Genomic DNA, 21406 nt, shown 5'->3' on the forward strand with positions numbered 1-21406 from the left:
TTCCTGTCCGCAGACCCCATGGGAGGCCACGTGGACAAGCAGGCGGACGGCACGATGTTGGCCGCCGACCTGCGCACCCTCGCCGAGGCCGATGCGCGCCGCACTCCCATGGATGCGCTGCTCGAGGCGGCGGGCCGGGGCGAGTGGGACGACGACCGCGGCTTCCGGCTGCTCGGCCGGCTCTGGACGCTCAAGCGCGCGATGTACTACGTCTACGGGGCCTGGGCGATGGGCCTCAACGTCAACGAGTTCCCGCCCGCGGTGGCCTACCTCTTCGGCAAGCAAATCTACGACGACTCCACGCACGAGATGCAGTACGTGGACGAGATCCTGCGCCGCGGCTGGGCGCCCACCCAGCGCGTCGCGTTCGCCCATCCCTACTGCGCCTTTGTCCCCGCCACGCGGCTCGCCTACTTCGTCTTCGCCCTCCGCGCGCTCACGAACTACCGGCAGAACATCCGCATCGCCGCCTTCAACCTCGGCGCCAAGGTGATCGAGCTCACCTGGCTCGAGCGGCTCGGCCGCGACTGGCCGGATCCCACCCTGCGCGCGCTCTTCGCCGGCCAGGTCGCGGAGACGCGCAGTCACGTGCTGATGGGCCGCTTGATCGTCGAGCGCTGTGTGGGGAGCGCGGTGGACGAGGGGCTCGCCCGCATCGATCACGGCGTGGTGCGCCAGAACTATCTCTTCGCCCTCGACGAGATCGCCGCCGTCACCCTGGGCCTGGCCGAGGTCAAGGGTGAAGTCTCGGTGCCCAAGGACTAGGGCGTGCCCCCCGCGAGCATCCCCATCCGGGTCGACCACGAGGCGTGCACCGAGTGCCGCATGTGCTACGTGGTTTGCCGCGAGATCGACCTGAACGCGGTGTACGTGGCGCCCGAGCCGCGCCATCGTTTCGAGATCGACCCCGCCCGCTGCCTCTACCCCGGCTGCACCGCGTGCCTCATGTACTGTCCCGCACCCGGCTCCATCGTGGAAGCGGCGAGCGGACGCTCGCTGGTGCCCCCGCCGCCCGACGTGTGGACGTCCGACCGGCGCGTGCCGCGGGGGATCGCGTGATGCCGCGGCCCAATCACCCGCTCGTGCAGCAGTTCATGGACGCGTGGGTCACGCCCACCGGCTTCGCCGGTCCCGGCGTCGAGTTCCGCATGCGGATGACCGCGCGCTGCCTGCCGATCTGGAACGGCGCGACGGCGCGGGCGGTGAAGGGCGGCGAGGCCGACCGCCACCTGACTGGCGACGACTGGAAGATGGAGCGCGCGCTCGCCGGTTACGCGCTGGAAGGGCCGCAGATGTCCATCAAGCAGATGTCCACCCAGCTCCTCTCCGTGCCCATGGATCAGCAGGCGCGCTACATCGATCTCCAGCGCATGCGCGCGCGCCAGATCTGGGACGAGGTCAAGCACGGCCAGCTCAACGCCGACGTGCTCCTCCGCGGCGGCCGCATCAAGAGGGAAGACGAGCTGATGGCGAGCGTGGAGGCCAACGCGCAGGACAACCTCGCCTACTTCGGCCTCACCTCCATGTTCGCGCATCTCCATCCCCTCGCCCGCGCCGCCCAGAACTACTTCGTGGAGGCCATCGCCTGCCTCGGCATCACCGCCACGCTCGCGGCCGTCGACGATCCGCTCATCCGCCACCAGATGAAGAGCCAGCAGGCGGAGGAGCTCATGCACTTCATGGAGGGCAAGTACCAGCTCGACGCCTACTGCCTCACCGCCGAGGAGCAGCGCCCGGTGGAGGAGGCCTTCGACTTCCTCCTCAAGCCCTGGGCCACCACCATGAACCCGGCCTTCGGGGCGCGGCGCGAGGGCGGCGCGTGAAGGTCCGCATCGACGACGACCACTGCATCGCCTGCGGGCTCTGCCGCGAGGCCTGTCCCGAGGGTGCGGTGCATCCGCGCATGCAGGATATCCACCACCGGTTCGAAGTGTTGTCGCACGAGTGCACAGGCTGCGCGGTGTGCCTCCCGTACTGCCCGGTGCCTCCCGCGCTCGTGCAGTACGACATCGCCACCCCCTGAGCGGGATCATGGCCGGCGCGTTTTCCGCCTCCGAGGTCGAGGGATCCGTCCCCGCCCGGTTTGCGCGCGTCGCCGCCGCGCGTGGCGATGCCCTCGCCATCGTGGGTGATGACCGGCGCCTCACGTATCGCGAGTTGGACCGGCGCTCGGACGCGGTGGCCAGGGCCATCCTGGGAGCGGGCGGCGCGGACGACCTCCCGATAGCGGTGCACGCCGACGTGCCCGCCGCGACCATCCTCGCCATGCTCGCCACCTGGAAGGCAGGCCGCTTCTGCGTGCCTCTCGATCCGACCCTGCCGCCGGCGCGACTCGAGGCGATCCTGCGCGACGCGGAAGCATCGCTCGTCGTCACCGACGGGGCGCCGTCCTTCGACGTCGGCGCGCGGCCCGTGATCCGGCTGGAGGCCCTCGACCTCGATGCCGGGGTCCCGCCGCTCCGCCCCGAGGTCGGCGCCGACGCGCTCGCGTGCCTTCTCTACACGTCCGGCTCCACCGGCGAGCCCAAGGGCGTCGTGCGCACCCATCGCAACCTGCTCCACCGCGCGCGCTGCGCGGTGGGTTCCCTCGGCATCGGCCCCGACGATCGCGTGAGCGCGCTGCATTCCCCGGCCTTTGGCGCGGGGCTCCGCGACGTGCTCGCCGCGCTCCTGGGCGGCGCGACCCTTCTGCCATTCGACGTGCGGCGGGCGGGCATGGCCGCGCTCGCCGAGTGGATCGAGCGCGAGGCCATCACCGTGCTCTGCGCCGTGGTCACCACGCTCCGCCACTTCCTGGGCAGCCTGGACACCCAGCGACGCTTTCCTTCGATCCGAATCGTTCGCCTGGGCAGCGAGGCGCTGTTCCGCGAGGACGTTGAGCGGCTCCGGGCGCGCCTCGCCCCCGGCTGTGTGCTGGTGGCGGGCTACGGCGCCAGCGAGGCCAGCGGCATCGTCGAATACCGCATCGGTCCCGACACCGCGCTCGCGCCGGGCCGCGTGCCGGCGGGCTATCCGCTCGAGGGCGTGGAGATCCTCATCCTCGGCGAGGACGGAGCTCCGCGGGCCGCCGGGGAGAGCGGGGAGATCGCCGTGCGCAGCCGCTATCTCTCGCCGGGCTACTGGCGGCGTCCCGACCGCACGCGCGCCACGTTCTCGGGCGATGCGACGGGCAACGCCCCACGCGTCTACCGCACCGGCGACCTCGGGCGGCTCGCCCCCGACGGCTGCCTCGAGCTGATCGGCCGTCTCGATCACCAGGTGAAAGTCCGCGGTTATCTCGTGCACCCCGACGAGATCGAGCGGCACCTGCTCGAGCACGAGGAGATCCGCCAGGCGGCGGTGGCGGGGCAAGAGGACGCCTCCGGCAACACGCGGATTGTCGCCTATGTGGTGCCGGCGGGAGACAGCGCGCCCACACCCGCGGCCCTCCGGGCATTCCTCGGCGCGCGCCTGCCAGAGTACATGATGCCCGCAATGTTCGTACACCTGGCGACCCTACCCGTCACCCCTAGTGGCAAGGTCGATCGCGCCGCCCTGCCTCCCGCGGAGGCCGCCGGCCGGCCCGGATTCGTCCACCTCCGCAATCCCCTTGAGCATCAGATCGCGAGCATCTGGGAGGCTCTGCTCGGCGTTCGTCCCATCGGCGCGACCGATGACTTCTTCGAGCTCGGCGGCAGCTCGCTCCACGCCGCCGCCTTCGTCGCTTCGCTCGAGCGCGTCTGCGGCCGGGTCATCCCACCGTCGGCGCTGCTGGAGGCGAGCACCGTCGGTGCCCTGGCAGCCGCTCTCCTCGCGAACCGCGCTTGGCTGCGCAAGCCGCTCCTCACTCTGCGCGCGCGGGGGAAGCGGCTCCCGTTCTTCTACCTTCACGGCGACTACAACGGCGGGGGCCTCTACTGTCACGCCCTCGCGCGTGGCCTGGATCCCGAGCGTCCGTTCTACGTGCTCCATCCCCACGGAATCGATGGGCGTGCCGTGCCCTCGACTATCGAGGAGATGGCGGTGGACCGGCTCGCGATTCTCCGCGCCGCCCGGCCCCATGGGCCGTATCTGCTGGGCGGCTACTGCAACGGCGCCTTCGTCGCGCTCGAGATGGCGCGGCGGCTTCGCGCCGAGGGCGAGTGGGTCGGAGTCACCATCCTCGTCGAGTCGCAGGCGCCGACCGGCGCGCAGGTTGCACTCCAGCGCGTCGTGGATCGCGTCGGCACGCTGCGCGGCTTCTCGGACGGGTCGCGCAGGCGGATCGCCGCGCGCGTCGATCACCTGTCGGACCGGATCACGCGGTGGAGCCAGTACTACGGAGGTCGGGTGCGCGAGCTCCGGGTGTCGTCATGGACCCAGAAGGCCGCCCTCGCCCGGCGTGCGCTCGCCAGTTGGGCGCGCGGCATCGTGCGACGGCTGGGCCTCGTCCGCGCGTCCGAACGTCCACCAGCCCCGGCGCAGCCAACCCTCGGCCGCCGCCATGTCTACCGCGCCACGCTGCGGCGCTACGCACCCCCGCCGTTCGACGGGCGCACCGTGTTACTGCGTGCGGAGGGTGAGCCCGCGCACCGGCACGATCTCGGCTGGTCGCGCCTGATCCCGAAGGTCGAGGTCGGCGTCATTCCCGGAGAGCACCTGACCTGTATCACCCGACACGTGGACGCATTCGCCGTGCGCCTCGAGGCGATCCTCAAGACCGCGGACACCGCATCGCAAGGAGAGAAGCCATGACGTCGTCTATCACGATCGACGGCGGGTCCCTCACCGTGGAGGCCGTCGAGGCGGTCGCACGCCACGGCGCCCGCGTGGACCTCCACGGCGGCCGCGACGTCAACGATCGCATCGCGCGCTCCTACCTGCTCAATCAGCAGCTGATGGGGCGCGGCATGCCGATTTACGGCGTGACGACCGGGCTCGGCGACTCCGTCGACCGCCACATCGGCCTCGACCGGGCGGCGCGCCTCCAGGGCAATCTCATCGCGTACCTCGGCTGCGGCGTGGGCGAGTACATGCCGGTCGAGGAGTGCCGCGCCATGCTGCTGGCCCGCGTGAACTGCCTCGCCAAGGGCTATTCCGCCGTGCGCCCCGCCTTGATCGATCGCCTGATCGATCTGCTCAACCGCGACGTCATCCCGTGCATCCCGGCCATGGGCTCGGTGGGCGCGAGCGGCGATCTCATCCCGGCCTCCTACATCGCTGCGGTCGTGATGGGCAAGCGAGATGTCTATCACGGCGGGCGCGTGCGCCCGACCGCGGAGGTCTACGCGGAAGCCGGGCTCGCGCCGATGACGCTCGAGCCCAAGGAAGGCCTCGCGATGGTCAACGGCACCAACTTCATGACCGCGGTGGGCGCGCTCGCGCTGCAGGACGCGCACCGCCTCGCCGTGATCGCGGACGCCTGCACCGCCCTGGCCACCGAGGCCCTCACCGGCATCACGGGGCCCTTCGACCCGTTCCTCCACGACACCGCCAAGCCGCATCCCGGGCAGGTCGCCTCCGCCGCGCGCACCCTGCGCCTCCTTCGCGGCAGCCGACTCGCGCGCGACTACACGGAGCTGGTGCACGAGCTGGGCACGCTGGACAAGGGCTATCGCCGGCTGGAGGCCAAGATCCAGGACAAGTACTCGATCCGCTGCGCCCCGCAGTGCGTGGGGGCCCTCCACGACGTCGTGACCTGGACGCGGCAGATCCTCTCCATCGAGCTCAACTCGAGCAATGACAACCCGCTCTACGACCTCGAGGCGGGCACGGTGCGGAGCGGCGGCAACTTCTCGGGCTTCCACGTCGCTCTCGCGATGGACACGCTGAAGACGGCGGTGGCGAGCGTGGCCGATCTGCTCGACCGGCAGTTCGAGCTGCTGAACGACGAGAAGTACAACATGGGGCTGGGGATGTGCTGCACCAACCCGCTCCCCGACGATCATCCCGAGGCGGGCACACATCACGGCTTCAAGGGTATGCAGCTCGCCATCTCCGCGCTGACCGCGGAGGCCCTCAACGCCTGCACGCCGATGACCGTGTTCAGCCGCTCCACCGCGTGTCACAACCAGGACAAGGTCTCGATGGGCGCGACGGCGGCGCGGCAGGCGCGGGAGGTGGTGGACCTCACGCAGCGCGTGGCGGCGATCCACCTCCTGATCCTCTGTCAGGCCGCGGATCTCCGCGGGGCGGACCGCCTCGGCGAGGGCACTCGCCGTGTCTACGAGGCGGTGCGCAAGGTCTCCCCCTTCGTGGACTTCGACCGGGAGCTGCGGCCGGACATCGGGCGCGTCGTCGAGCTGATGTGCTCGGGCGTCCTGGTCGACGCCATCGAGGCCTAGCCGGTCTTCGAATACTTCCCGCTGAGCTGGGGCGTGGTCCCTTCCTCGCCCTTGTTCTGCCGGTCGAGCCGCGTCTCGCGGGACCACGTGCGCTTGAGATCGTCGCGCACGCCGAAGCGCAGGCGGCCCAGCCCCTCGGTCTCCAGCTCGATGCGGTCTCCGTCCTGGAAGCCCGAAAGCCCCCGGTGATTGGTGCCGGTGGCGAGGAGGTCGCCGGGCTCCAGGGCGTGAATGGAGGTCACCCACTCCACGCAGCGCGGGATCGTGTGGGCCATGTCGCTCGTGTTGAAGTTCTGCATGAGCGTGCCGTTGACCCAGAGCCGCACCTGGAGCTTGTGCGGGTCGGCGATCTCGTCCGCGGTCACGATGTAGGGGCCGATGGGCGCGAAGGTGTCCCGGCTCTTCATCTGGTAGAACGTGTTCCCGGCCGGGGGCAGGCCGCGCGCGGAGCCGTCGATGAAGTTCACGTAGCCGAACACATGGCGCATGGCGTCCGCCGCGCGCACCTTGGACGCGCGCGCCCCCATCACCAGCGCCACCTCGGCTTCGCCTTCGAAGATCGTGGCGGGCACGTCGGGCAAGATCATGGTGTCGCCGACCCCGATGATCGCCCCGGGGGATTTCAAGAAGGCGTTGATGGGCGCGGGCTCGCTGCGCGTGCCGTCCTCCATGTAGTTCACCGCCATGCAGGCGATGGTGCCGGGGCTCGGCAGCGGCGGCCGGAGGCGCACCTGGCCGAGGGGCACGCCCTTGCCCGCGTCGGCGGCGGCCTGGAGCCGGCCGCGATACTCGTCGAAGCGCGTGATGAGGCCGCGGATCAGGTCCTGGGCCTGAAGGCGCGGGATGTCGCGCGTGAGGTCGGTCACATCCACCACGATGTCGCCCTTGAGCACGCCCAGCCGCCACTCGTCGAAGAAGAGGATCTTCACGCGGGCCTCCTTTGGAATGCTGCCTGGGTTGAGGCCCCCCGACTATACACCCCGGGCCGTCCCCCGTTGACAGGGGCGGCGCCATCGGGAACCATGGCCAGCATGAGCCCCAAAGCGATGGTCCTCGAGTTCGGGATGGGTGTGGACGTGCATGGCAACGATGTGACCAAGGCCGCGTGCCGCGGCGTCTCGGACGCCATCCGGCACTCGAGCCTTCCCCTGTTCCAGGACGTGCGCGCCCGCGGGGGCCGGATGCTCGTGGACGTCACGGTGGGTGTGCCCGATCCGGACAAGGTGGACGTCGAGCGGGTGCGTCGCGAGCTTCCGCACGGCGAGGTCACCGTGCACCCGGTGGCGGGCGGCCTCCGCGTACCCGGCGCCGACACCCTCATCGCGTGCGTCGCCATCACGGTGAGCGTGGACGACGGGAAGGGAGTCATGCCGTGACGACCACCGCCGTCGGCATCGGACTCAAGCGTCTTCAGCACCTCGTGCTCTGGGTGTCGAACGTCGAGCGCAGCGTCCGCTTCTACTGCGACCTCCTCGGCTTCGAGGTCAAGCATCGTCGTCCCCACGCCGCGTTCCTGAAGATTCCCGGCACCCCCGACGACCATCACCTGGGCCTGTTCGAGCAGCCGGGCGTGGCGCCGCCCCACGAGGGCGTCGCGCGGATGTACCACGCCGCCTGGGAGGTGGGCGCGCTCACCGACCTCGTCACCGCGCAGCGGCGACTGGTCGAGGCGGGCGCGCTGGTGGGATCGTCGGATCACGGCGTGAGCCTCTCGCTCTACGCCAAGGACCCGGATGGGCTCGAGTTCGAGATCTTCTGGACACGCCCGGACGGCGTGCCCACGCCGACGCGCGCGCTCGACCTGGCCGGAGAGCTGGCGCGCCGGGGCCTCAAGGCGCCCTGAGCGCGCATCCTCTGCTATCATCGGCGACGGAGCCTCGACAAAGGAGACCGCCATGGCCGTGAGCACGACCTACTCCCTCGAGCAGTTCCTCGCCGACACGCGCGCGACCATCCGGGCCAAGGGTGTCCCCTCCGGCCTCGCCGAGATCCGGGGCCATCTCGAGAAGCTCCTGCACAACCCGGAACTCCTCACGACCCATCTCGGGAACCCGGTCCCCTACACCGAGCGCGCCACCATCGCCCACGACCCCGAGACCGACATCCACGTGCTCGTGCACGGACGGGAGAAGGCCGGCAAGTCCTCGGTACACGACCACGGGCCGTGCTGGGTGATCTACGGGAACTACCGGAACCCCACGCGCATGCGCCGGTGGCGCCGGCTGGACGACGGTAGCCGGCCCGGCCACGCGCGGGTGGAGCTCCAGCGGGAGTTCCTCAACGAGCCCGGGCACGCCGCGGTGTTCGCGGTGGGCGACATCCACTCCATCGAGTTCGGCGACGACACCATCTTCATCCGCGTCACCGGCGGCGACGTCGAGACCAAGGAGACCCTGCGCTTCGACCCCGACAAGCAGACCGTCGAGGTCGCGAACCGCGCGCTCGGGCAGCGCTAGGCCCTAGACCTTGCCCCAGTAGGCGCGCGCCGACGGGAAGACCGTCGCGCAGCGCGTGGGCTCGGTGGGCCCGTCGAGGGTGTCCGCGGCGGCACGCCACGTCGCGTAGTGCGGCATGGTCCGGTGCGCCTCCAGCGCGGCCTGGTCCTTGTAGACCTCGAGGAAGTAGTAGACGTTCGGATCCTTCTCGTCCTGCAGCACATTGAAGCGCAGACATCCCGGCTCGTCCCGCTCCGAGCCCAGCGCGTCCACCTCGATGGCGTCGAGGAACTTCTTCCGCTGATCCGGCTTGATTCGCACCTTCACCCACATCGCGAGCATGGCGGCTCCTTGTCGGTCGGGTCGACTGCCGCGGGGTCTATTTCCTGAGGCGCACCTCTTCGAGGGGCGCCGACCACGGGTACGGGTTGATCAGCATCAGCGCGGGCTCGGCCACCCGCGTGCTCATGGCGCTGGGCCAGATGTACTCGTAGATCGGCGCGAAACGCACGCGCTCGGCCAGCTCGCGCTGGATCCGGTGGAGCAGCGCCTCGCGCTTCTTCCGGTCGGTCTCGCGCGCCTGCTGGGCGTAGAGGGCCTCGATGTCCGGCCACGCCCCGTAGGTATACGACCCCTCCGCCGGCACCGTCTCGGAGAGCCGCGACGCCGCGTTCCCGTAGACCGCGTTGATGCACACGCACACCCCCTTGAGCTTCTTGGAGGCGAGCGCGGTGTAGAAGGCGGCCCGCTCCATGGTGCGCACGCGGGTCTTGATGCCGATCGCGGCGAGGTAGTTGGTCACCGTCTCCCCGAGGGAGGTGTAGGGGGGCCAGGGATAGAGGTCGCCCGCGTCGAAGCCGTTCGGGTAGCCGGCCTCGGCAAGGAGCTGCTTGGCCCGCTGGACGTTGTAGGGCGGCGCCTCAAGGGGCAGGGCGAAGTCGAAGCCCTTGGGCACCACATTGCCGGTGGGGGTGGAGGCGCCCACCGTCTCCACGTCGCTGAGCCCGCGGCGGTCGATGGCGAGGCTGGCGGCCTGCCGGACGCGCTTGTCGGCCCAGGGCGACTTCGGGTCCCACATGTCGAAGAAGTCGAGGTAGACGGTCCCGATGCCGCCGGAGAAGACCAGCTTCAGATTGGGGTCGCGCTTCACCTCGTCGGCCACGGGCGTGTCGATGAGATAGGCGAGGTCGACCTCGCCCCGCTTCAACATCGCCATGCGCGTGGTCGCGTCGGGCACACTCTTGTAGACGAGGCGCTTTACCGCCGGCATCTTCCGCCAGTAGCCCTCGTAGGCCTCCATCACCAGATCGACGCCCGGCGTGAAGCTCACGAACTTGTAGGGCCCGAGCCCGACCGGCGCTTTCTTGAAGCCGTCCGGCCCCACCTGCTCCATGTACTTCTTCGGCACCACCCAGCCGGCGCCGGAGGCGAACGTGCCGTAGAACGTCATGAAGTCGGGCCAGGGCTCCACGAGCACGAAGCGGATCCGGTGGGGATCCACGATCACCACGTCCTTGACCTTCTCATGGAGCAGCTTGCCCTTGGCCCGGTGGAAGGAGAACTTCACGTCCTCCGCGGTGAAGGGATCGCCATTGTGGAACTTCACGCCCTGGCGGAGCTTGAACTCGTAGGTCTTCTGGTCCCCGCTCACCGTCCACGATTCGGCCAGGCTCGGGGCGAACTGATTGCCCGGCATGGGCTTCACGAGCGCGTCGTGGAGCGCATAGAGGATCCAGAAGGGCGTGATCACGCCCACCACCTCGCCGGGGTCGAACCACATCGGCGACACGTTCACGTAGAGCGCCCAGCGCATCTCGCCCTCCGGCTTGCCCTGCGCGCCCGCCCCCGCCGGCCAGCCCGCGAGGCCGACCGCGAGCGCGGCGGCGAGCGCGACCGCCCGCGCCGCGCGCCTCATACCTGGTCGATCCCGCCGCGCAGCGCGCCGGCCTCGATGCGGCCCCACAGCACCTCGAAGCCGGGCGGCAACGCCCGGCTGTTCGGCATCGAGAGCCAGAGCCGATAGAGCAGACGGTCCTGGCGCGAGGCCGGGTCGTCCTCATAGGCGGTGCGGGCGTGATAGGTCACGTGGCTGTTGAGGAGCTGTAGATCGCCGGGGATCAGCGTCATCTCGTAGCAGAGCTCCTCGGCCAGCTCGGCCAGGAGGTCGAGCGCCTCGTCCTGCGCGGCGGTGAGCTTCGGGACGCCGGGCAGCCGCTGCGCGGCCTCGACGAACGTGCGCGAGTACTGGCTGGTGAAGCGCCCGTCGCGGATGCCCCAGACGGGCAGCGCGTAGGTGCGGCGCTCGCCGCCCGCCTCCTCGCCCTCGCGGCTGCGGTGATAGTCCTGGAGCAGCAGGGCGACGAGCTCGGGTCGCCGGGCCAGCATCGCGTCGTGGATCGCCACCGAGCTGACCACCTTGCTCTTGCCGCCCGTCCGGGCCTGGCGCACGCAGAGCAGCGCCACCACGTCGGTGCGATCCGTGTGGAAGCGCAGCGGACCAGACGACCGCGCCTTATATCTTGAAGTGGGCGGCGCGTCCGCGGTGCGCCCCGGCATGGCCGGCTGGGCGACGTTTCCGTACACGCGCAGCTCGTCGCGCACCTCGCCGATCAGCTCGCCACGCGAGTTCTGGTACCGCGCGCTGCCCAGATGCGCGCCGAGTCCGAAGTAGAGCGCGCGCAGCCCCTCTTCGTCGTAGCGCTCGACCGGGAGGCCGCGGAGCAGCGCCACGCCCCGGCCGTCCTCCAGCTCGCGCTGCACCGCCGCGAGCATGCGGCCGAAGCCCGGCAGCGGGAAGTCGCCACGGGTGATGTCGCGCCAAACGAGGCCGCGGCGCCTGACGCCCTCGACCGCCGCGTGCAGCTCCGCCACCGCCTCGGCGGGGACAGGCCAGATCCAGTCGGTGCTGCGGCTCAGCTCTTCGCCCTTCCAGGCGGCGGGACCGCCGAGGGGCCGCGCGATGGTGATGGCCATGGGACGAGACCTCCGCTGTGGGATCCGGATGGAGACGGGCGCGGCCAGCCGCTGCCAGGGCGCAGGATGGCACCGTTGGCAGGGCGTCGTCAATGGATGGTCAGGCGGAGGACGAAGCGGCGAGGGCGGCCCGGGCGGCGGTGATCTCGTCGCCGACCGCCTCGGCCCCGGGGAAGTCGCGGTGCGCCTTCCCGTACCAGTAGCGCGCGTTGTCCAGGTCACCCTCGAGGGTGTGCACGATGCCGTGCAACCACGCCGCGAGCGTGGATTCGTGCTTCTGGACGATCGTGTGCGCCTGCTGCCAGTCCCCCGCGGCGAGATGGTCCACCACGCGCGCGAGCGCCGCATCCGCCATGGGCCGATTCTACCGCGACGCGGCCGGGCGCGCCGCGTTTGCCATTGCCGGATGAATGGGCGAAGATCGCCTCGTCATGAAAGGAGACCGCCGGTGACCGACTCTCGTCCTGCTCCGGGTGTGCTCGCGGGCGTGCGCGTCCTCGACTTCGGCCGTTACATCGCGGGGCCCTACTGTGCGGCGCTGCTCGCCGACCTGGGCGCCGATGTCATCCGCATCGAGCGTCTCGACGGCGGCGAGGACCGCTGGGTGGCGCCGGTGGGCGAGGACGGCGTAGGCGCGATGTACGTGGTGATGAATCGGAACAAGCGCGGCATGACGCTCGATCCCAGCTCACCCGAGGGTCGGCAGATCGTGCAGCGGCTGGTCGCCACCGCGGACGTCGTGGTCGCGAACCTCCCGCCCGAGGTGCTGCGCTCCCTGGCCCTGGACCTCGAGAGCCTGCGTCGCGTGAAGCCCGACATCATCCTCACCACCGTCACCGCCTTCGGCGCGGGCGGGCCCTGGAGCCACCGCCACGGCTTCGACGGCATCGGCCAGGTCATGTGCGGCTCGGCCTATCTGACCGGCACGCCCGAGCAGCCGTACCGCGCCGCGGTGGCGTGGGTGGATTGCGGCACCGCCTCCCTCGCCGCCTTCGGGACGCTGGCCGCGCTCATGGAGCGTCAGAAGACGGGGCACGGCCAGAAAGTGGAGGGTGCGCTCCTGCGCACGGCGGTCGCCTTCAACAATCCCACTCTGGTCGAGCAAGGGGTGGTGCGCCCGAATCGCATCGCCACCGTGAACCGGGGGCAGACCTCGGCGCCCTCCGATCTCTTCCGCACCAAGGACGGGTGGATCATCGCTTACGCCATCGGCAACCCGATGTTCACGCGGTGGGCGCGCCTCATGGGCGAGGAGCACTGGCTCACCGATCCGCGCTTCGCGGACGACCTCGCGCGCGGGGACCACGGCGAGATCATCTCCAAGCGCATGAACGAGTGGACGGGCGAGCGCACCACCGCGGAAGCGCTGGCCGATCTCGAGGCCGCGAAGATTCCCGCGGGCCCGCTCTACTCCCCGCAGCAGGCGCTCGAGGACGCGCATATCCGCGCCGCCGGCCTCCTCGCCGACACGGAATACCCCGGGCTGCCGCGCCCCGCGCCACTGGCGCCGATGCCCGTCGATCTCTCGAAGACGCCCGGCCGCTTCCGCCACCGCGCGCCCACCCTCGGCGAGCACACCGATGTCATCCTCGGCGAGCTGGGCTACAACGCCGAGGCCATCGCGGGCTTCCGCGAGAGAAAGGTGATCTGAGCCATGAAGGGACGGGTCGCGGTGCTCCCGGCCTACGGCGGCGACTTCGAGCTGCGCGAGTATCCGGTGCCCGATCCCGAGGCGGGGGCGGTGCTGATCCGGCTGACCCGCGCGGGCGTGTGCGGCTCCGACCTGCACATCTGGCGCGGCGAGATGAAGGAGGTGTACGGCTCGCCCCCCAAGGACCTGACGTTCGGCCACGAGATGTGCGGGCGCGTGGAGCGGCTGGGCGCGGGCGTGGCGACGGACTCGGCGGGCGCGCCGCTGCGGGAAGGCGACCGCGTCGCGTTCCTCTACTTCTTCCCCTGCGGCCGCTGCCCGGTCTGCACCCGCGACGAGATGGGCTCCTGCCCGCGCAAGGGCCGCGCAAACCGCGTCGCGGGGACCCCGCCCTACTTCAACAACGCCTACGGCGACTACTACTACCTGCGGCCGGGCGGCTGGGTCTACCGCATCCCCGACGAGGTGTCCGACGACATGGCCACGCCGGCCAACTGCGCGCTCGCCCAGGTGCTGTACGGTCTCACGCGTGCCGGCGTGCGCATGGGAGACGCGGTGGTGATCCAGGGGGCGGGCGGCCTCGGCCTCAATGCCATCGCGGTCGCCCGCGACATGGGGGCCGGCACCATCATCGTGGTGGACCGCGTGCCCGCGCGTCTGGCCCTGGCCCGCGAGTTCGGGGCCGATCACACCCTGAGCCTCGAGGACCTCCCCACCTCCGAGCGGCGCATCGCCGCCGTGCAGGACCTCACCGAGGGGTTCGGGGCCGACGTGGTGGCGGACTTCGTGGGCTACCCGGACGTGGTGCCGGAGGGCCTCAGGATGCTGCGAAGCGGCGGCTGCTACCTGGAAGTCGGGTCCATCGCGCCCGGCAACATGTTCAGCTTCGACGCGACCGCCCTCGTGCGCGGCAACATCCGTCTCGTCGGGACCTCGAACTACTCCCCGTGGGCGCTCGCCCAGTCCCTCGCCTTCCTGCGTCGGGGGCAGGCGCGCTTCCCCTTCGCGCGCCTCGTCTCCCACGTCTATCCACTCGAGAAGATCTCCGATGCGTTCCAGCAAGCGGACTGGATGCAGCGGGGCGGCGATGGCCTGCGCCTGTCGCGGGCCGCGCTGTCGATGGCGTGAGGCGGCTCCGCGGGGTGCGGCTCGGAGGGGATCAGCGCGGGCTCGGCCTGATCGAGATCGCGCTGGTGCTGGTGATCGTGGCGATCGTGGGCACCCTGCTCTACCGCTACGTCGGCTCGACGGCGAAGACCGTGGAGAAGTTCAAGGAGGACCGGCCGCTCGCCCATACGCGGCTGGCCGCGGATCAGGCCACGCTGGCCGCGATGCAGGGGGCGCTCCAGACCTACCGCGCCACGAACGAGGGCAAGCTCCCGCCCGACAAGGCCGGCGTCGCCGCCCTGATGGCCGGCCCGCCGAAGTTCCAGTGCGAGGGCGGCGACTTCGACTACGATCCGGCGACCGGCACGCTCCGCCTGATCGTCACCGACGTCACCCGCTGTTGATCGGGCGGCGAGAAGGGTCCAGCGGCGAGGCGACGTACGAGAGCCGGGCGCGAGGCGTACTTACCGTACGTTGAGCGCTCGGCCGAGGGCGTCAACGAAGCCGATGGGCCCTTATCGCCGCCCGATTAGCCGCCGACGCTCTTCGCGAGCGCCCTGACGCTGTCGACGACGACGCTCACCAGCTGATCGGTCTCTTCGTTGGTGATGCAGAGCGGCGGCGCGAGGCGGAGCACGCTGCCCCGCGCGTAGACGATGGCCCCGCGGCTCCAGGCCTCGCGATCGAGGTCGGCCACGATCTTGCCGTCGAGCGGCTTGCCCGAGCCGTCCGGGTCGACGAGGTCCACGCAGACGAGGAGCCCGCGGCCCCGCACCTCCCCGACGATCTTGGTGCCGGCCAGCCCGCCGCGGAGCCCCTCCAGGAGGCGTGTCCCCTGGGCGGCCGAATTCTCGATCAGGCGGTCCTGCTCCATGATCTTGAGGTTCGCGAGCGCGGCCGCGCAGGCCACCGGGTGGGCGGCGTAGGTATTCGGGTGCACGTTCTCCTGGGTGGTGTCGTCGGGGAACGCCGCGGCCAGATGCGGCCGCGCGATGCTGGCCGACAGCGGGATGTAGCCGGAGGTGATGCCCTTGGCCACCGACATGAGGTCCGGCACCACGCCCTCGTGATCGCAGGCGAACCACCGTCCGGTGCGGCCGAAGCCAGTGATGACCTCGTCCGCGATCATGAGCACGTCCAGCTCGTCGCAGACCGCGCGCACCGCCTTGAGCCAGCCGAGCGGCGGAATGATGAAGCCCGCCGAGGAGAGGATCGGCTCCAGGATCACCGCGGACACGGTGCCGGGGTTCTCGCGCTCGATGATCTCGCGCAGCTCGCGCGCGCGCCGCTCCACCAGCTCGGCGTCGGTGCCTGTCCCGCGGTCGCGGAAGGGATGCGGGGGCGCAGCCTTGGCGAAGCCCGCCGGCTGCAGCGGCGCGTACGCGGCGGTCATGTGCGGCAGGCCGCAGATCGCGTAGGTGCCCATGGTGGCGCCGTGATAGCCGCCCTGGAGCGCGATGACCTTGTACTTGTTCGAGCGGCCGCGGGCCAGCCAGTACTGCCGCGCGATCTGCATCGAGCGCTCGTTGGCCTCCGAGCCGGACACCGCGAACATCGTGTAGCGCAGGTCTCCGGGGGTGAGCGTGGCGAGCTTGGCCGCGAGCTCGGCGGCGGGCCGGTTCGAGAACTGGCGCGTGGTCGGGTAGTAGGCCAGCTTGACGGTCTGCTCGGCGATCGCCTCGGCGATCTCGCGCCGGCCGTGGCCGACGTTCACCACCGCAAGGCCGGCGAAGCCGTCCATCAGCTTCTTCCCCTGCTCCGTCCAGACCCACACCCCTTCGGCGCGGTCGATGACCAGCTCGTCATCCTTGAGAAAGGGGTGGTCCTGTGTCTTGTGCGTCCAGAGATGGCGGATGTCGTCGACATGAGTGCTCATGGGCCACAGGGTAGGCAATGCGGCGAGGCGGGGCAAGCAAAGATTTCGGCTAACATGATGACACCATGCCGGGGTCGGCTCCGCTCGCCGAGGCGCTCCGCGGCCGGACTGTGCTCGTCGTCGAGCGCGATCCCGCCGCGCGCGGATCGCTCGCCGCTCAGCTCGCCGCGCTCGGCGTGGCGACCGACAACGCGGCGTCCGGTCCCGAGGCGCTCGTGCGGCTCGCGCGTGGGGGCGAGCAGGGCGGTGTCGGCCTGATCGTGCTCGCCGCCGACCTGCCGGGGATGGGGGCGGCCGGGCTGACGCGCGCGCTGCGGGCGCGGCCCGAGACGCGAGCGGTGCCGCTGGTGACGGTGGCGGACGCGACGCTCGATCCTGCCGCGCTGCTGCGGGCGCTCGACGAGGATGCGGCCGCGCCCGCCGAGCTCGATCTCGCCGCGGCGAGCGCGCGGCTGGGGCTGGCCCCCGCGGAGCTCGCGGACCTCCTCCGCGCGTTCGCTCCACAGGCAGCGGATCACCTCACGGCGCTCGCGCGGGCGGTGGGGGCCGGGGACGCCGAGGAAGCCCGGCGCGAGGCGCACGCCCTGGCGGGCGCCGCGGGCAATCTCGGCGCCAGCGCCCTGCACCACGCCGCCCGCAGCCTCGAGCATGCGGCGCGGGGGGGCGCCGGTGGGCTCGCCACGCCGCTGGCCGAGGTCGCGCGCGCCGGCCGCGCGCTGCTCGGCGCCATCGCGGGTCTCCGACCGGCGGCCGCCGGGGCCCCCGCTCCTGCCGCGTCGGCGCCACCCGCGGCCCGGGGCGAGCTCGCCGACCGCCTCGTGCTCATCGTCGACGACGTCCGCACCAACGTCGAATTGCTCGTGCGTGCCCTGAAGGACGACTACCGGCTGGCCGTGGCCCAGGACGGCGAGAGCGCCCTGCGCAGCGTGGCGGTCGCGCCGCCCGATCTCGTGCTGCTCGACATCATGATGCCGGGGCTCGACGGCTACGAGGTGTGCCGCCGGCTCAAGCGCGATCCGCGCACGCGCGACATCCCGGTGGTGTTCCTGACGTCACTCGACGAGGTGCAGGACAAGGCGCGGGGCTTCGAGGCCGGCGCCGCCGACTACGTCACGAAGCCGTTCGAGATCCTCGAGGTGAAGGCGCGCGTGGGCGCGCTCCTGCGCGCCAAGGCCTATCAGGACGCGGTCCGCGAGCTGCTCGAGAGCGAGCTGCGCGTGGCCCGCGAGATCCAGCGCGGCCTGGTCCCCCGGAACTTCGCCGCGCTCGGCGGAGTCGCCGCGGAGTGCTTCGCGTGCCTCGAGCCTGCGCGCGCGGTGGGCGGCGACCTCTACGACGTCTTCCGCATCGACGACCGACACCTGTGCCTCGTCGTCGGCGACGTCTCCGGCAAGGGTATCCCGGCCGCGCTCTTCATGGTGATGACGATTACCCTGATCCGCAGCCTCGCGCGGCTGAGCGGCCGCCCGGACGAGATCCTGGCCCGCGTCAACGACGCCCTCGCCGCGGACAATCCCTCGAGCATGTTCGTCACGCTGTTCTGCGCCGTCCTCGACGTGGAGGCGGGCCGGCTGACCTGCGCGAGCGGAGGCCACCTCTCGCCAATGCTGGTGCGCCCGGGCGGAGAGCCGCGGTCGATCGTCGCCTCCGAGGGCACGCTGGTGGGCGTGCAGCCGGGGCTCGCGTTCCCCGCCACCGACGTGCAGCTCGCGCCCGACGATCTCCTGGTCGCGTTCACCGACGGCGTCACCGAGGCGATGTCGCCCGACGGCGCGCTCTTCGGCGAGGGTCGGCTTCGAGCGCTCCTGGGAGGACTGGGCAACATCTCCGCCGCCGCCGCGGTCAACGCGGTCCTGACCGGCGTCCGCGCGTTCGCGGAATCGGCCGAGCAGGCCGACGACATCGCCATCCTCGCGCTCCGCTACGCGGGACCGGGCGGACGCCCGGCGGCGGCGGCCGATCTCGTCCTCGACCTCCGCGCGACCTTCGAGGAGGTGGTGCGCGCGGCCACCGCGGTGCGGGAGCTCTGCGAGGCCCGCGGCGTCCCGCGCGAGCCCACCGACGACCTGATCCTGGGCCTCGACGAGATGCTCGCCAACATCGTCACGTACGGCTACCCGGGCAACCCGGCGGGCGCCATCGCCGTACGCGTGGCGATCACCGAGGAGGCGCTCCGGCTCGACATCAGCGACCGCGCCCCCGCTTTCAATCCCCTGGAGGCCGCCGCCCCCGACCTGGACGCCCCCCTGGACACGCGGCCGGTGGGGGGCCTCGGCGTGCACCTGGCCCGCTCGGTCATGGACACGATGGAGTACGCGCGGGAGGACGGAGAGAACCGTCTGCGTCTGGTCCGCCGACTCCGCCGGGGCGAGGTGCTATAGTGACGCGGGCGCTTCCCCGAGAGAGGAGAACGACATGCCGCTGACCGTCCGAGTGAGCCGTGACGCCGCCGCCACCGTGCGCGTCCAGCCCTCCGGCAGCCTGGACAGCGCGACCGCGGGCATCCTCGAGCGCGAGCTCGCTCCGATTCTCGGGAGCGCGGCGAAGGTGCTCGTCCTCGACTTCACCGAGGTCACCTTCGTGTCCAGCGCGGGCATCCGCGTCGTCCTCGCCGCGCGCAAGCAGCTGGCCGACCGCGGCGGCTCGCTGCTCATGGCGAATCTCCAGCCGCCGGTGGCCAAGGCCTTCGAGATCGTCCGGGCCATCCCCGACGTGACCATCTTCAAGAGCGTCGCGGAGCTCGACGCCTACCTCGCGGCCATGCAGCGCAAGGCGGGCGGCGGCCCCCCGCGCTAGCCCGCTCTCCTCGCTGGGTCCGTCCGCTCGTCCCCAGGCGTCCGCGCGGCGGTGGCGGCCATCGCGCCGGTGGCTGATCGTCGCCGCCCTGTTCGCGGTGACCTACGGCATCTCCACCCCGCTCGCCGCCTACGGCGTCTTCCTGCCCATCCTCGCGGAGAGCTTCGGCTGGAGCCGCGGCGCCGTCAGCGCGGCCCTGTCGGTCAATCTCCTCGTCGGCGGCCTCGCCGGCTTCGTCATCGGAGGGCTGGCCGATCGCCACGGCCCGCGCATCCTGCTGATGGCGACGGTGGTTATGGCGGGCGCCGCCTTCGCGCTCGTGGGCGCCGTGCACGCGCTCTGGCAGCTCTATCTGTTCGTGGGGCTGCTGGGCGGCATCGGCATGTCGAGCTTCTACCTGCTCGGGGCCGCCACCGTGACTCATTGGTTCGTGACCCAGCGCGGCCTCGCCCTCGCCCTCGTGCTCGTTGGCTTCAACCTGGGCTACGTCACCGGCGGGCCGCTCGCCGCCTGGCTGATCGGCGCGTACGGCTGGCGCGCCGCTTACGCCATGCTCGGAAGCGGCTGCGGCCTCCTGACCCTGGGCGCCGCCCTCACCATCCGGCTCCCCCGAGGCGGCGAGGTCGGGCCGCGGCCCGCAACGATCGCGATCGGCCACCCGGCGGCCATGGAGGCGACGCTGCGGGACGCGCTTCACGACCCGCGCCAGTGGCTGCTCAACGCCTCCTGGCTCTGCATGGGCGGCCTCGCCCTCATGGTCAACGTGCACATCGTGCCGTTCGCGCGCGATGCCGGTATCGGGCTGGCCGGCGCTTCGCTGGCCCTCACCGCGTACGGAATCGGCGCCGCCGGCGGCCGGCTCCTCGGCGGCGTGGTGTCCGACCGCCTCGGCTCCGTCACCACCCAGCGGCTCGCGTTCCTGATCACCGCGCTATCGCTGGTGGCGCTCTACTGGGCGCCGTCGCACCCCGCCCTCCTCGGCGCGATGGCGGCCTTCGGCGCGGGCTTCGCCGCCACCGATACCCTCGTGGTGAAGATCATCCCCGATCTCTTCGGCGTGCGCGCGATCGGCGCCATCATGGGCGTGCTCGCGCTCGGTTGGCGCTCGGGCGCCGCGCTCGGGCCGGCGGCCGCCGGCTTCCTGTACGACGCGACGGGCTCCTATGCGTGGCCCTTCGGCCTCGCGCCCGCGGTGGCGCTGACGAGCTGGGCGTGCTTCGCCCTGGCCCTCCGGTGGCCGGTCAGTACCCGAGGGCGCGGTCGACCAGGTTGAGGAGCCGCTCCTTCGCGAGGAAGCGGCGCAGGTTCTCCGCGAAGAGCTCCACGCACTTGTCGTCGTAGCTGGGGAGAAAGCCCGACACGTGGGGCGAGACGATGACATGGTCGAGCCCGTAAAGGGGATGCCCCCGCGGCGGCGGCTCCTCCGCGAACACATCCACCGCGGCGCCGCCCAAGCGCCCCTCGCGCAGCGCCGCCGCGAGGGCCGCCTCGTCCACGCTGGCGCCGCGGCCCACGTTGATGAAGAACGCCCCCGGCTTCATCGCCGCCAGCTCGCGGGCGCCGATCATCCCCCGCGTGGCCGGCGTGAGGGGGGCACAGTTCACCACCACGTCGGCGCGCGCGAGGAGCGCGTGGAGGTCGCCCGGGCCGTACCAGGCGGCGGGAATCGCTCCCGACGGGTCGCCGGCGCCGGGCAACGCGTAGCCCGGGTCCGCGCGCCGGCTGGGGTCGCGCTTGCAGGCCAGCACCGTCATGCCGAAGGCCGCGCTCGCCATGCGGGCCAGCTCGCGCCCGATGCTGCCGTAGCCGATGATGCCCAGGGTGGCGCCCCGCACCTCCACCGGCACGAAGAGCGGCCAGCGCTCGCGATCCTCGGGCCAGCCGCCCCGGGCCCGCCACTCCACCATGCGGGGCACGCGGTGAGCGAGGGCCAGCATCACGGTCACCGCATATTCCGCGATGGCGGCGGCGTGCACGCCGCTGGTGGTCGTGAGCGGGATCGCGCTCCCGGAATAAAGGGGATGATCATCGAGCGCGTTCACCCCCGCCATGTGGAGCTGCACCCATTGGAGGCGCGGGGCCCGCGCGAGATCCCGCGGCGGAGCCCCGGCGTAGAGCACGTCCACGCCGGAGTAGTCCGCCGCCGCGGGATCCGCGCCCGTGACGCGCAAGGCGGGCGAGACCGCGCATACGCGGTCGAGCTGCGCCTCGCTGAACGGCATCGTGACGAGGACGTTCACGACGGGAGCGACGGGAGCGGACGCCT

The 21406-nt window shown here is 71.5% G+C and carries 22 protein-coding genes; 15 read left to right on the plus strand and 7 right to left on the minus strand.

The genetic code is table 11. The annotated features are described in order from the left end of the window. Positions 1-30: 30 nt before the first annotated feature. The 6 genes from VFX14_21710 to VFX14_21735 are packed head-to-tail and all read left to right on the plus strand — an operon-like array spanning position 31 to position 6302. Complete coding sequence (locus VFX14_21710) at positions 31-765, plus strand: hypothetical protein (GenBank protein ID HEU5192316.1); 735 nt, start codon at positions 31-33, stop codon at positions 763-765. A gap of 3 nt (positions 766-768) precedes the next feature. Continuing rightward, complete coding sequence (locus VFX14_21715) at positions 769-1059, plus strand: hypothetical protein (protein ID HEU5192317.1); 291 nt, start codon at positions 769-771, stop codon at positions 1057-1059. Further along, positions 1059-1823: a hypothetical protein gene (locus VFX14_21720; protein ID HEU5192318.1), complete on the plus strand. Its 765-nt coding sequence runs from the start codon at positions 1059-1061 to the stop codon at positions 1821-1823. Before VFX14_21715 ends, VFX14_21720 begins: the two co-directional genes overlap by 1 nt. Then, complete coding sequence (locus VFX14_21725) at positions 1820-2023, plus strand: 4Fe-4S dicluster-binding protein (protein HEU5192319.1); 204 nt, start codon at positions 1820-1822, stop codon at positions 2021-2023. Before VFX14_21720 ends, VFX14_21725 begins: the two co-directional genes overlap by 4 nt. 8 nt (positions 2024-2031) lie before the next feature. Next, positions 2032-4713, plus strand: coding sequence for an AMP-binding protein (locus tag VFX14_21730; protein ID HEU5192320.1), 2682 nt, complete (start codon positions 2032-2034; stop codon positions 4711-4713). After that, positions 4710-6302 (plus strand): aromatic amino acid ammonia-lyase, encoded by a 1593-nt coding sequence (locus tag VFX14_21735; GenBank protein ID HEU5192321.1) that lies wholly within the window; start codon positions 4710-4712, stop codon positions 6300-6302. The genes VFX14_21730 and VFX14_21735 overlap by 4 nt, the downstream gene beginning before the upstream one ends. On the opposite strand, the gene VFX14_21740 is transcribed toward VFX14_21735, so the two are convergent. Next, a complete protein-coding gene (locus VFX14_21740; protein ID HEU5192322.1) occupies positions 6299-7231 on the minus strand; it encodes a fumarylacetoacetate hydrolase family protein in 933 nt (310 codons plus the stop codon). The genes VFX14_21735 and VFX14_21740 overlap by 4 nt on opposite strands. Before the next feature lie 102 nt (positions 7232-7333). On the opposite strand from VFX14_21740, the gene VFX14_21745 reads away from it, so the two are divergent. Genes VFX14_21745 through VFX14_21755 form a run of 3 tightly spaced genes read left to right on the plus strand, consistent with a single transcriptional unit; the run spans position 7334 to position 8758 of the window. Beyond that, positions 7334-7678, plus strand: coding sequence for a Lin0512 family protein (locus VFX14_21745; protein HEU5192323.1), 345 nt, complete (start codon positions 7334-7336; stop codon positions 7676-7678). Beyond that, positions 7675-8145 carry a VOC family protein gene (locus tag VFX14_21750; protein ID HEU5192324.1) on the plus strand — a complete coding sequence of 157 codons (471 nt, stop codon included), beginning with the start codon at positions 7675-7677 and terminating at the stop codon, positions 8143-8145. The genes VFX14_21745 and VFX14_21750 overlap by 4 nt, the downstream gene beginning before the upstream one ends. 52 nt (positions 8146-8197) lie before the next feature. Further along, entirely contained in the window at positions 8198-8758 is a 561-nt protein-coding gene (locus tag VFX14_21755) for a hypothetical protein (protein HEU5192325.1), read from the plus strand. Positions 8759-8761: 3 nt separating this feature from the next. On the opposite strand, the gene VFX14_21760 is transcribed toward VFX14_21755, so the two are convergent. From VFX14_21760 to VFX14_21775, 4 genes are all read right to left on the minus strand, one after another. Then, positions 8762-9079 (minus strand): putative quinol monooxygenase, encoded by a 318-nt coding sequence (locus VFX14_21760; protein HEU5192326.1) that lies wholly within the window; start codon positions 9077-9079, stop codon positions 8762-8764. A gap of 37 nt (positions 9080-9116) precedes the next feature. Continuing rightward, positions 9117-10652 (minus strand): ABC transporter substrate-binding protein, encoded by a 1536-nt coding sequence (locus VFX14_21765; protein HEU5192327.1) that lies wholly within the window; start codon positions 10650-10652, stop codon positions 9117-9119. Further along, positions 10649-11710: a TauD/TfdA family dioxygenase gene (locus tag VFX14_21770; protein HEU5192328.1), complete on the minus strand. Its 1062-nt coding sequence runs from the start codon at positions 11708-11710 to the stop codon at positions 10649-10651. Before VFX14_21770 ends, VFX14_21765 begins: the two co-directional genes overlap by 4 nt. 100 nt (positions 11711-11810) lie before the next feature. After that, the gene (locus VFX14_21775) at positions 11811-12065 is read right to left on the minus strand and encodes a hypothetical protein (protein HEU5192329.1); all 255 of its coding nucleotides are present in this window, start codon (positions 12063-12065) and stop codon (positions 11811-11813) included. A 93-nt stretch (positions 12066-12158) separates the two neighbouring features. Between VFX14_21775 and VFX14_21780 the strand changes: the two genes are divergently transcribed. Genes VFX14_21780 through VFX14_21790 form a run of 3 tightly spaced genes read left to right on the plus strand, consistent with a single transcriptional unit; the run spans position 12159 to position 14872 of the window. Next, positions 12159-13361 (plus strand): CoA transferase, encoded by a 1203-nt coding sequence (locus tag VFX14_21780; protein ID HEU5192330.1) that lies wholly within the window; start codon positions 12159-12161, stop codon positions 13359-13361. Positions 13362-13364: 3 nt separating this feature from the next. Further along, positions 13365-14489, plus strand: a complete 1125-nt coding sequence (locus VFX14_21785) for a zinc-binding dehydrogenase (GenBank protein ID HEU5192331.1) — start codon at positions 13365-13367, stop codon at positions 14487-14489. Further along, a complete protein-coding gene (locus tag VFX14_21790; protein ID HEU5192332.1) occupies positions 14486-14872 on the plus strand; it encodes a type II secretion system protein in 387 nt (128 codons plus the stop codon). Before VFX14_21785 ends, VFX14_21790 begins: the two co-directional genes overlap by 4 nt. 125 nt (positions 14873-14997) lie before the next feature. Here the strand turns inward: VFX14_21790 and VFX14_21795 are convergent, their stop codons facing one another. Continuing rightward, entirely contained in the window at positions 14998-16344 is a 1347-nt protein-coding gene (locus VFX14_21795) for an aspartate aminotransferase family protein (protein HEU5192333.1), read from the minus strand. A gap of 65 nt (positions 16345-16409) precedes the next feature. Between VFX14_21795 and VFX14_21800 the strand changes: the two genes are divergently transcribed. The 3 genes from VFX14_21800 to VFX14_21810 all read left to right on the plus strand — a co-directional run bounded on the left by VFX14_21800 (position 16410) and on the right by VFX14_21810 (position 20413). After that, positions 16410-18725, plus strand: a complete 2316-nt coding sequence (locus VFX14_21800; GenBank protein HEU5192334.1) for a SpoIIE family protein phosphatase — start codon at positions 16410-16412, stop codon at positions 18723-18725. Between the two features lie 34 nt (positions 18726-18759). Next, complete coding sequence (locus VFX14_21805) at positions 18760-19140, plus strand: STAS domain-containing protein (protein HEU5192335.1); 381 nt, start codon at positions 18760-18762, stop codon at positions 19138-19140. 97 nt (positions 19141-19237) lie between these two features. Continuing rightward, positions 19238-20413, plus strand: a complete 1176-nt coding sequence (locus VFX14_21810) for an MFS transporter (protein HEU5192336.1) — start codon at positions 19238-19240, stop codon at positions 20411-20413. On the opposite strand, the gene VFX14_21815 is transcribed toward VFX14_21810, so the two are convergent. Then, a complete protein-coding gene (locus VFX14_21815) occupies positions 20382-21380 on the minus strand; it encodes a D-2-hydroxyacid dehydrogenase (GenBank protein ID HEU5192337.1) in 999 nt (332 codons plus the stop codon). The two genes, VFX14_21810 and VFX14_21815, sit on opposite strands and share 32 nt — an antisense overlap. Positions 21381-21406 lie beyond the last annotated feature (26 nt).

Source organism: Candidatus Methylomirabilota bacterium (assembly GCA_035764725.1).
Taxonomy (GTDB): Bacteria; Methylomirabilota; Methylomirabilia; order Rokubacteriales; family CSP1-6; genus DASRWT01.

Excerpts from the sequence above, each read along its gene's own strand:
- VFX14_21720 (HEU5192318.1), top strand. The coding sequence starts at position 1,059 with ATGCCGCGGCCCAATCACCCGCTCGTGCAGCAGTTCATGGACGCGTGG.
- VFX14_21730 (HEU5192320.1), top strand. The coding sequence starts at position 2,032 with ATGGCCGGCGCGTTTTCCGCCTCCGAGGTCGAGGGATCCGTCCCCGCC.
- VFX14_21735 (HEU5192321.1), top strand. The coding sequence starts at position 4,710 with ATGACGTCGTCTATCACGATCGACGGCGGGTCCCTCACCGTGGAGGCC.
- VFX14_21745 (HEU5192323.1), top strand. The coding sequence starts at position 7,334 with ATGAGCCCCAAAGCGATGGTCCTCGAGTTCGGGATGGGTGTGGACGTG.
- VFX14_21755 (HEU5192325.1), top strand. The coding sequence starts at position 8,198 with ATGGCCGTGAGCACGACCTACTCCCTCGAGCAGTTCCTCGCCGACACG.
- VFX14_21760 (HEU5192326.1), bottom strand. The coding sequence starts at position 9,079 with ATGCTCGCGATGTGGGTGAAGGTGCGAATCAAGCCGGATCAGCGGAAG.
- VFX14_21765 (HEU5192327.1), bottom strand. The coding sequence starts at position 10,652 with ATGAGGCGCGCGGCGCGGGCGGTCGCGCTCGCCGCCGCGCTCGCGGTC.
- VFX14_21770 (HEU5192328.1), bottom strand. The coding sequence starts at position 11,710 with ATGGCCATCACCATCGCGCGGCCCCTCGGCGGTCCCGCCGCCTGGAAG.
- VFX14_21775 (HEU5192329.1), bottom strand. The coding sequence starts at position 12,065 with ATGGCGGATGCGGCGCTCGCGCGCGTGGTGGACCATCTCGCCGCGGGG.
- VFX14_21785 (HEU5192331.1), top strand. The coding sequence starts at position 13,365 with ATGAAGGGACGGGTCGCGGTGCTCCCGGCCTACGGCGGCGACTTCGAG.
- VFX14_21795 (HEU5192333.1), bottom strand. The coding sequence starts at position 16,344 with ATGAGCACTCATGTCGACGACATCCGCCATCTCTGGACGCACAAGACA.
- VFX14_21800 (HEU5192334.1), top strand. The coding sequence starts at position 16,410 with ATGCCGGGGTCGGCTCCGCTCGCCGAGGCGCTCCGCGGCCGGACTGTG.
- VFX14_21805 (HEU5192335.1), top strand. The coding sequence starts at position 18,760 with ATGCCGCTGACCGTCCGAGTGAGCCGTGACGCCGCCGCCACCGTGCGC.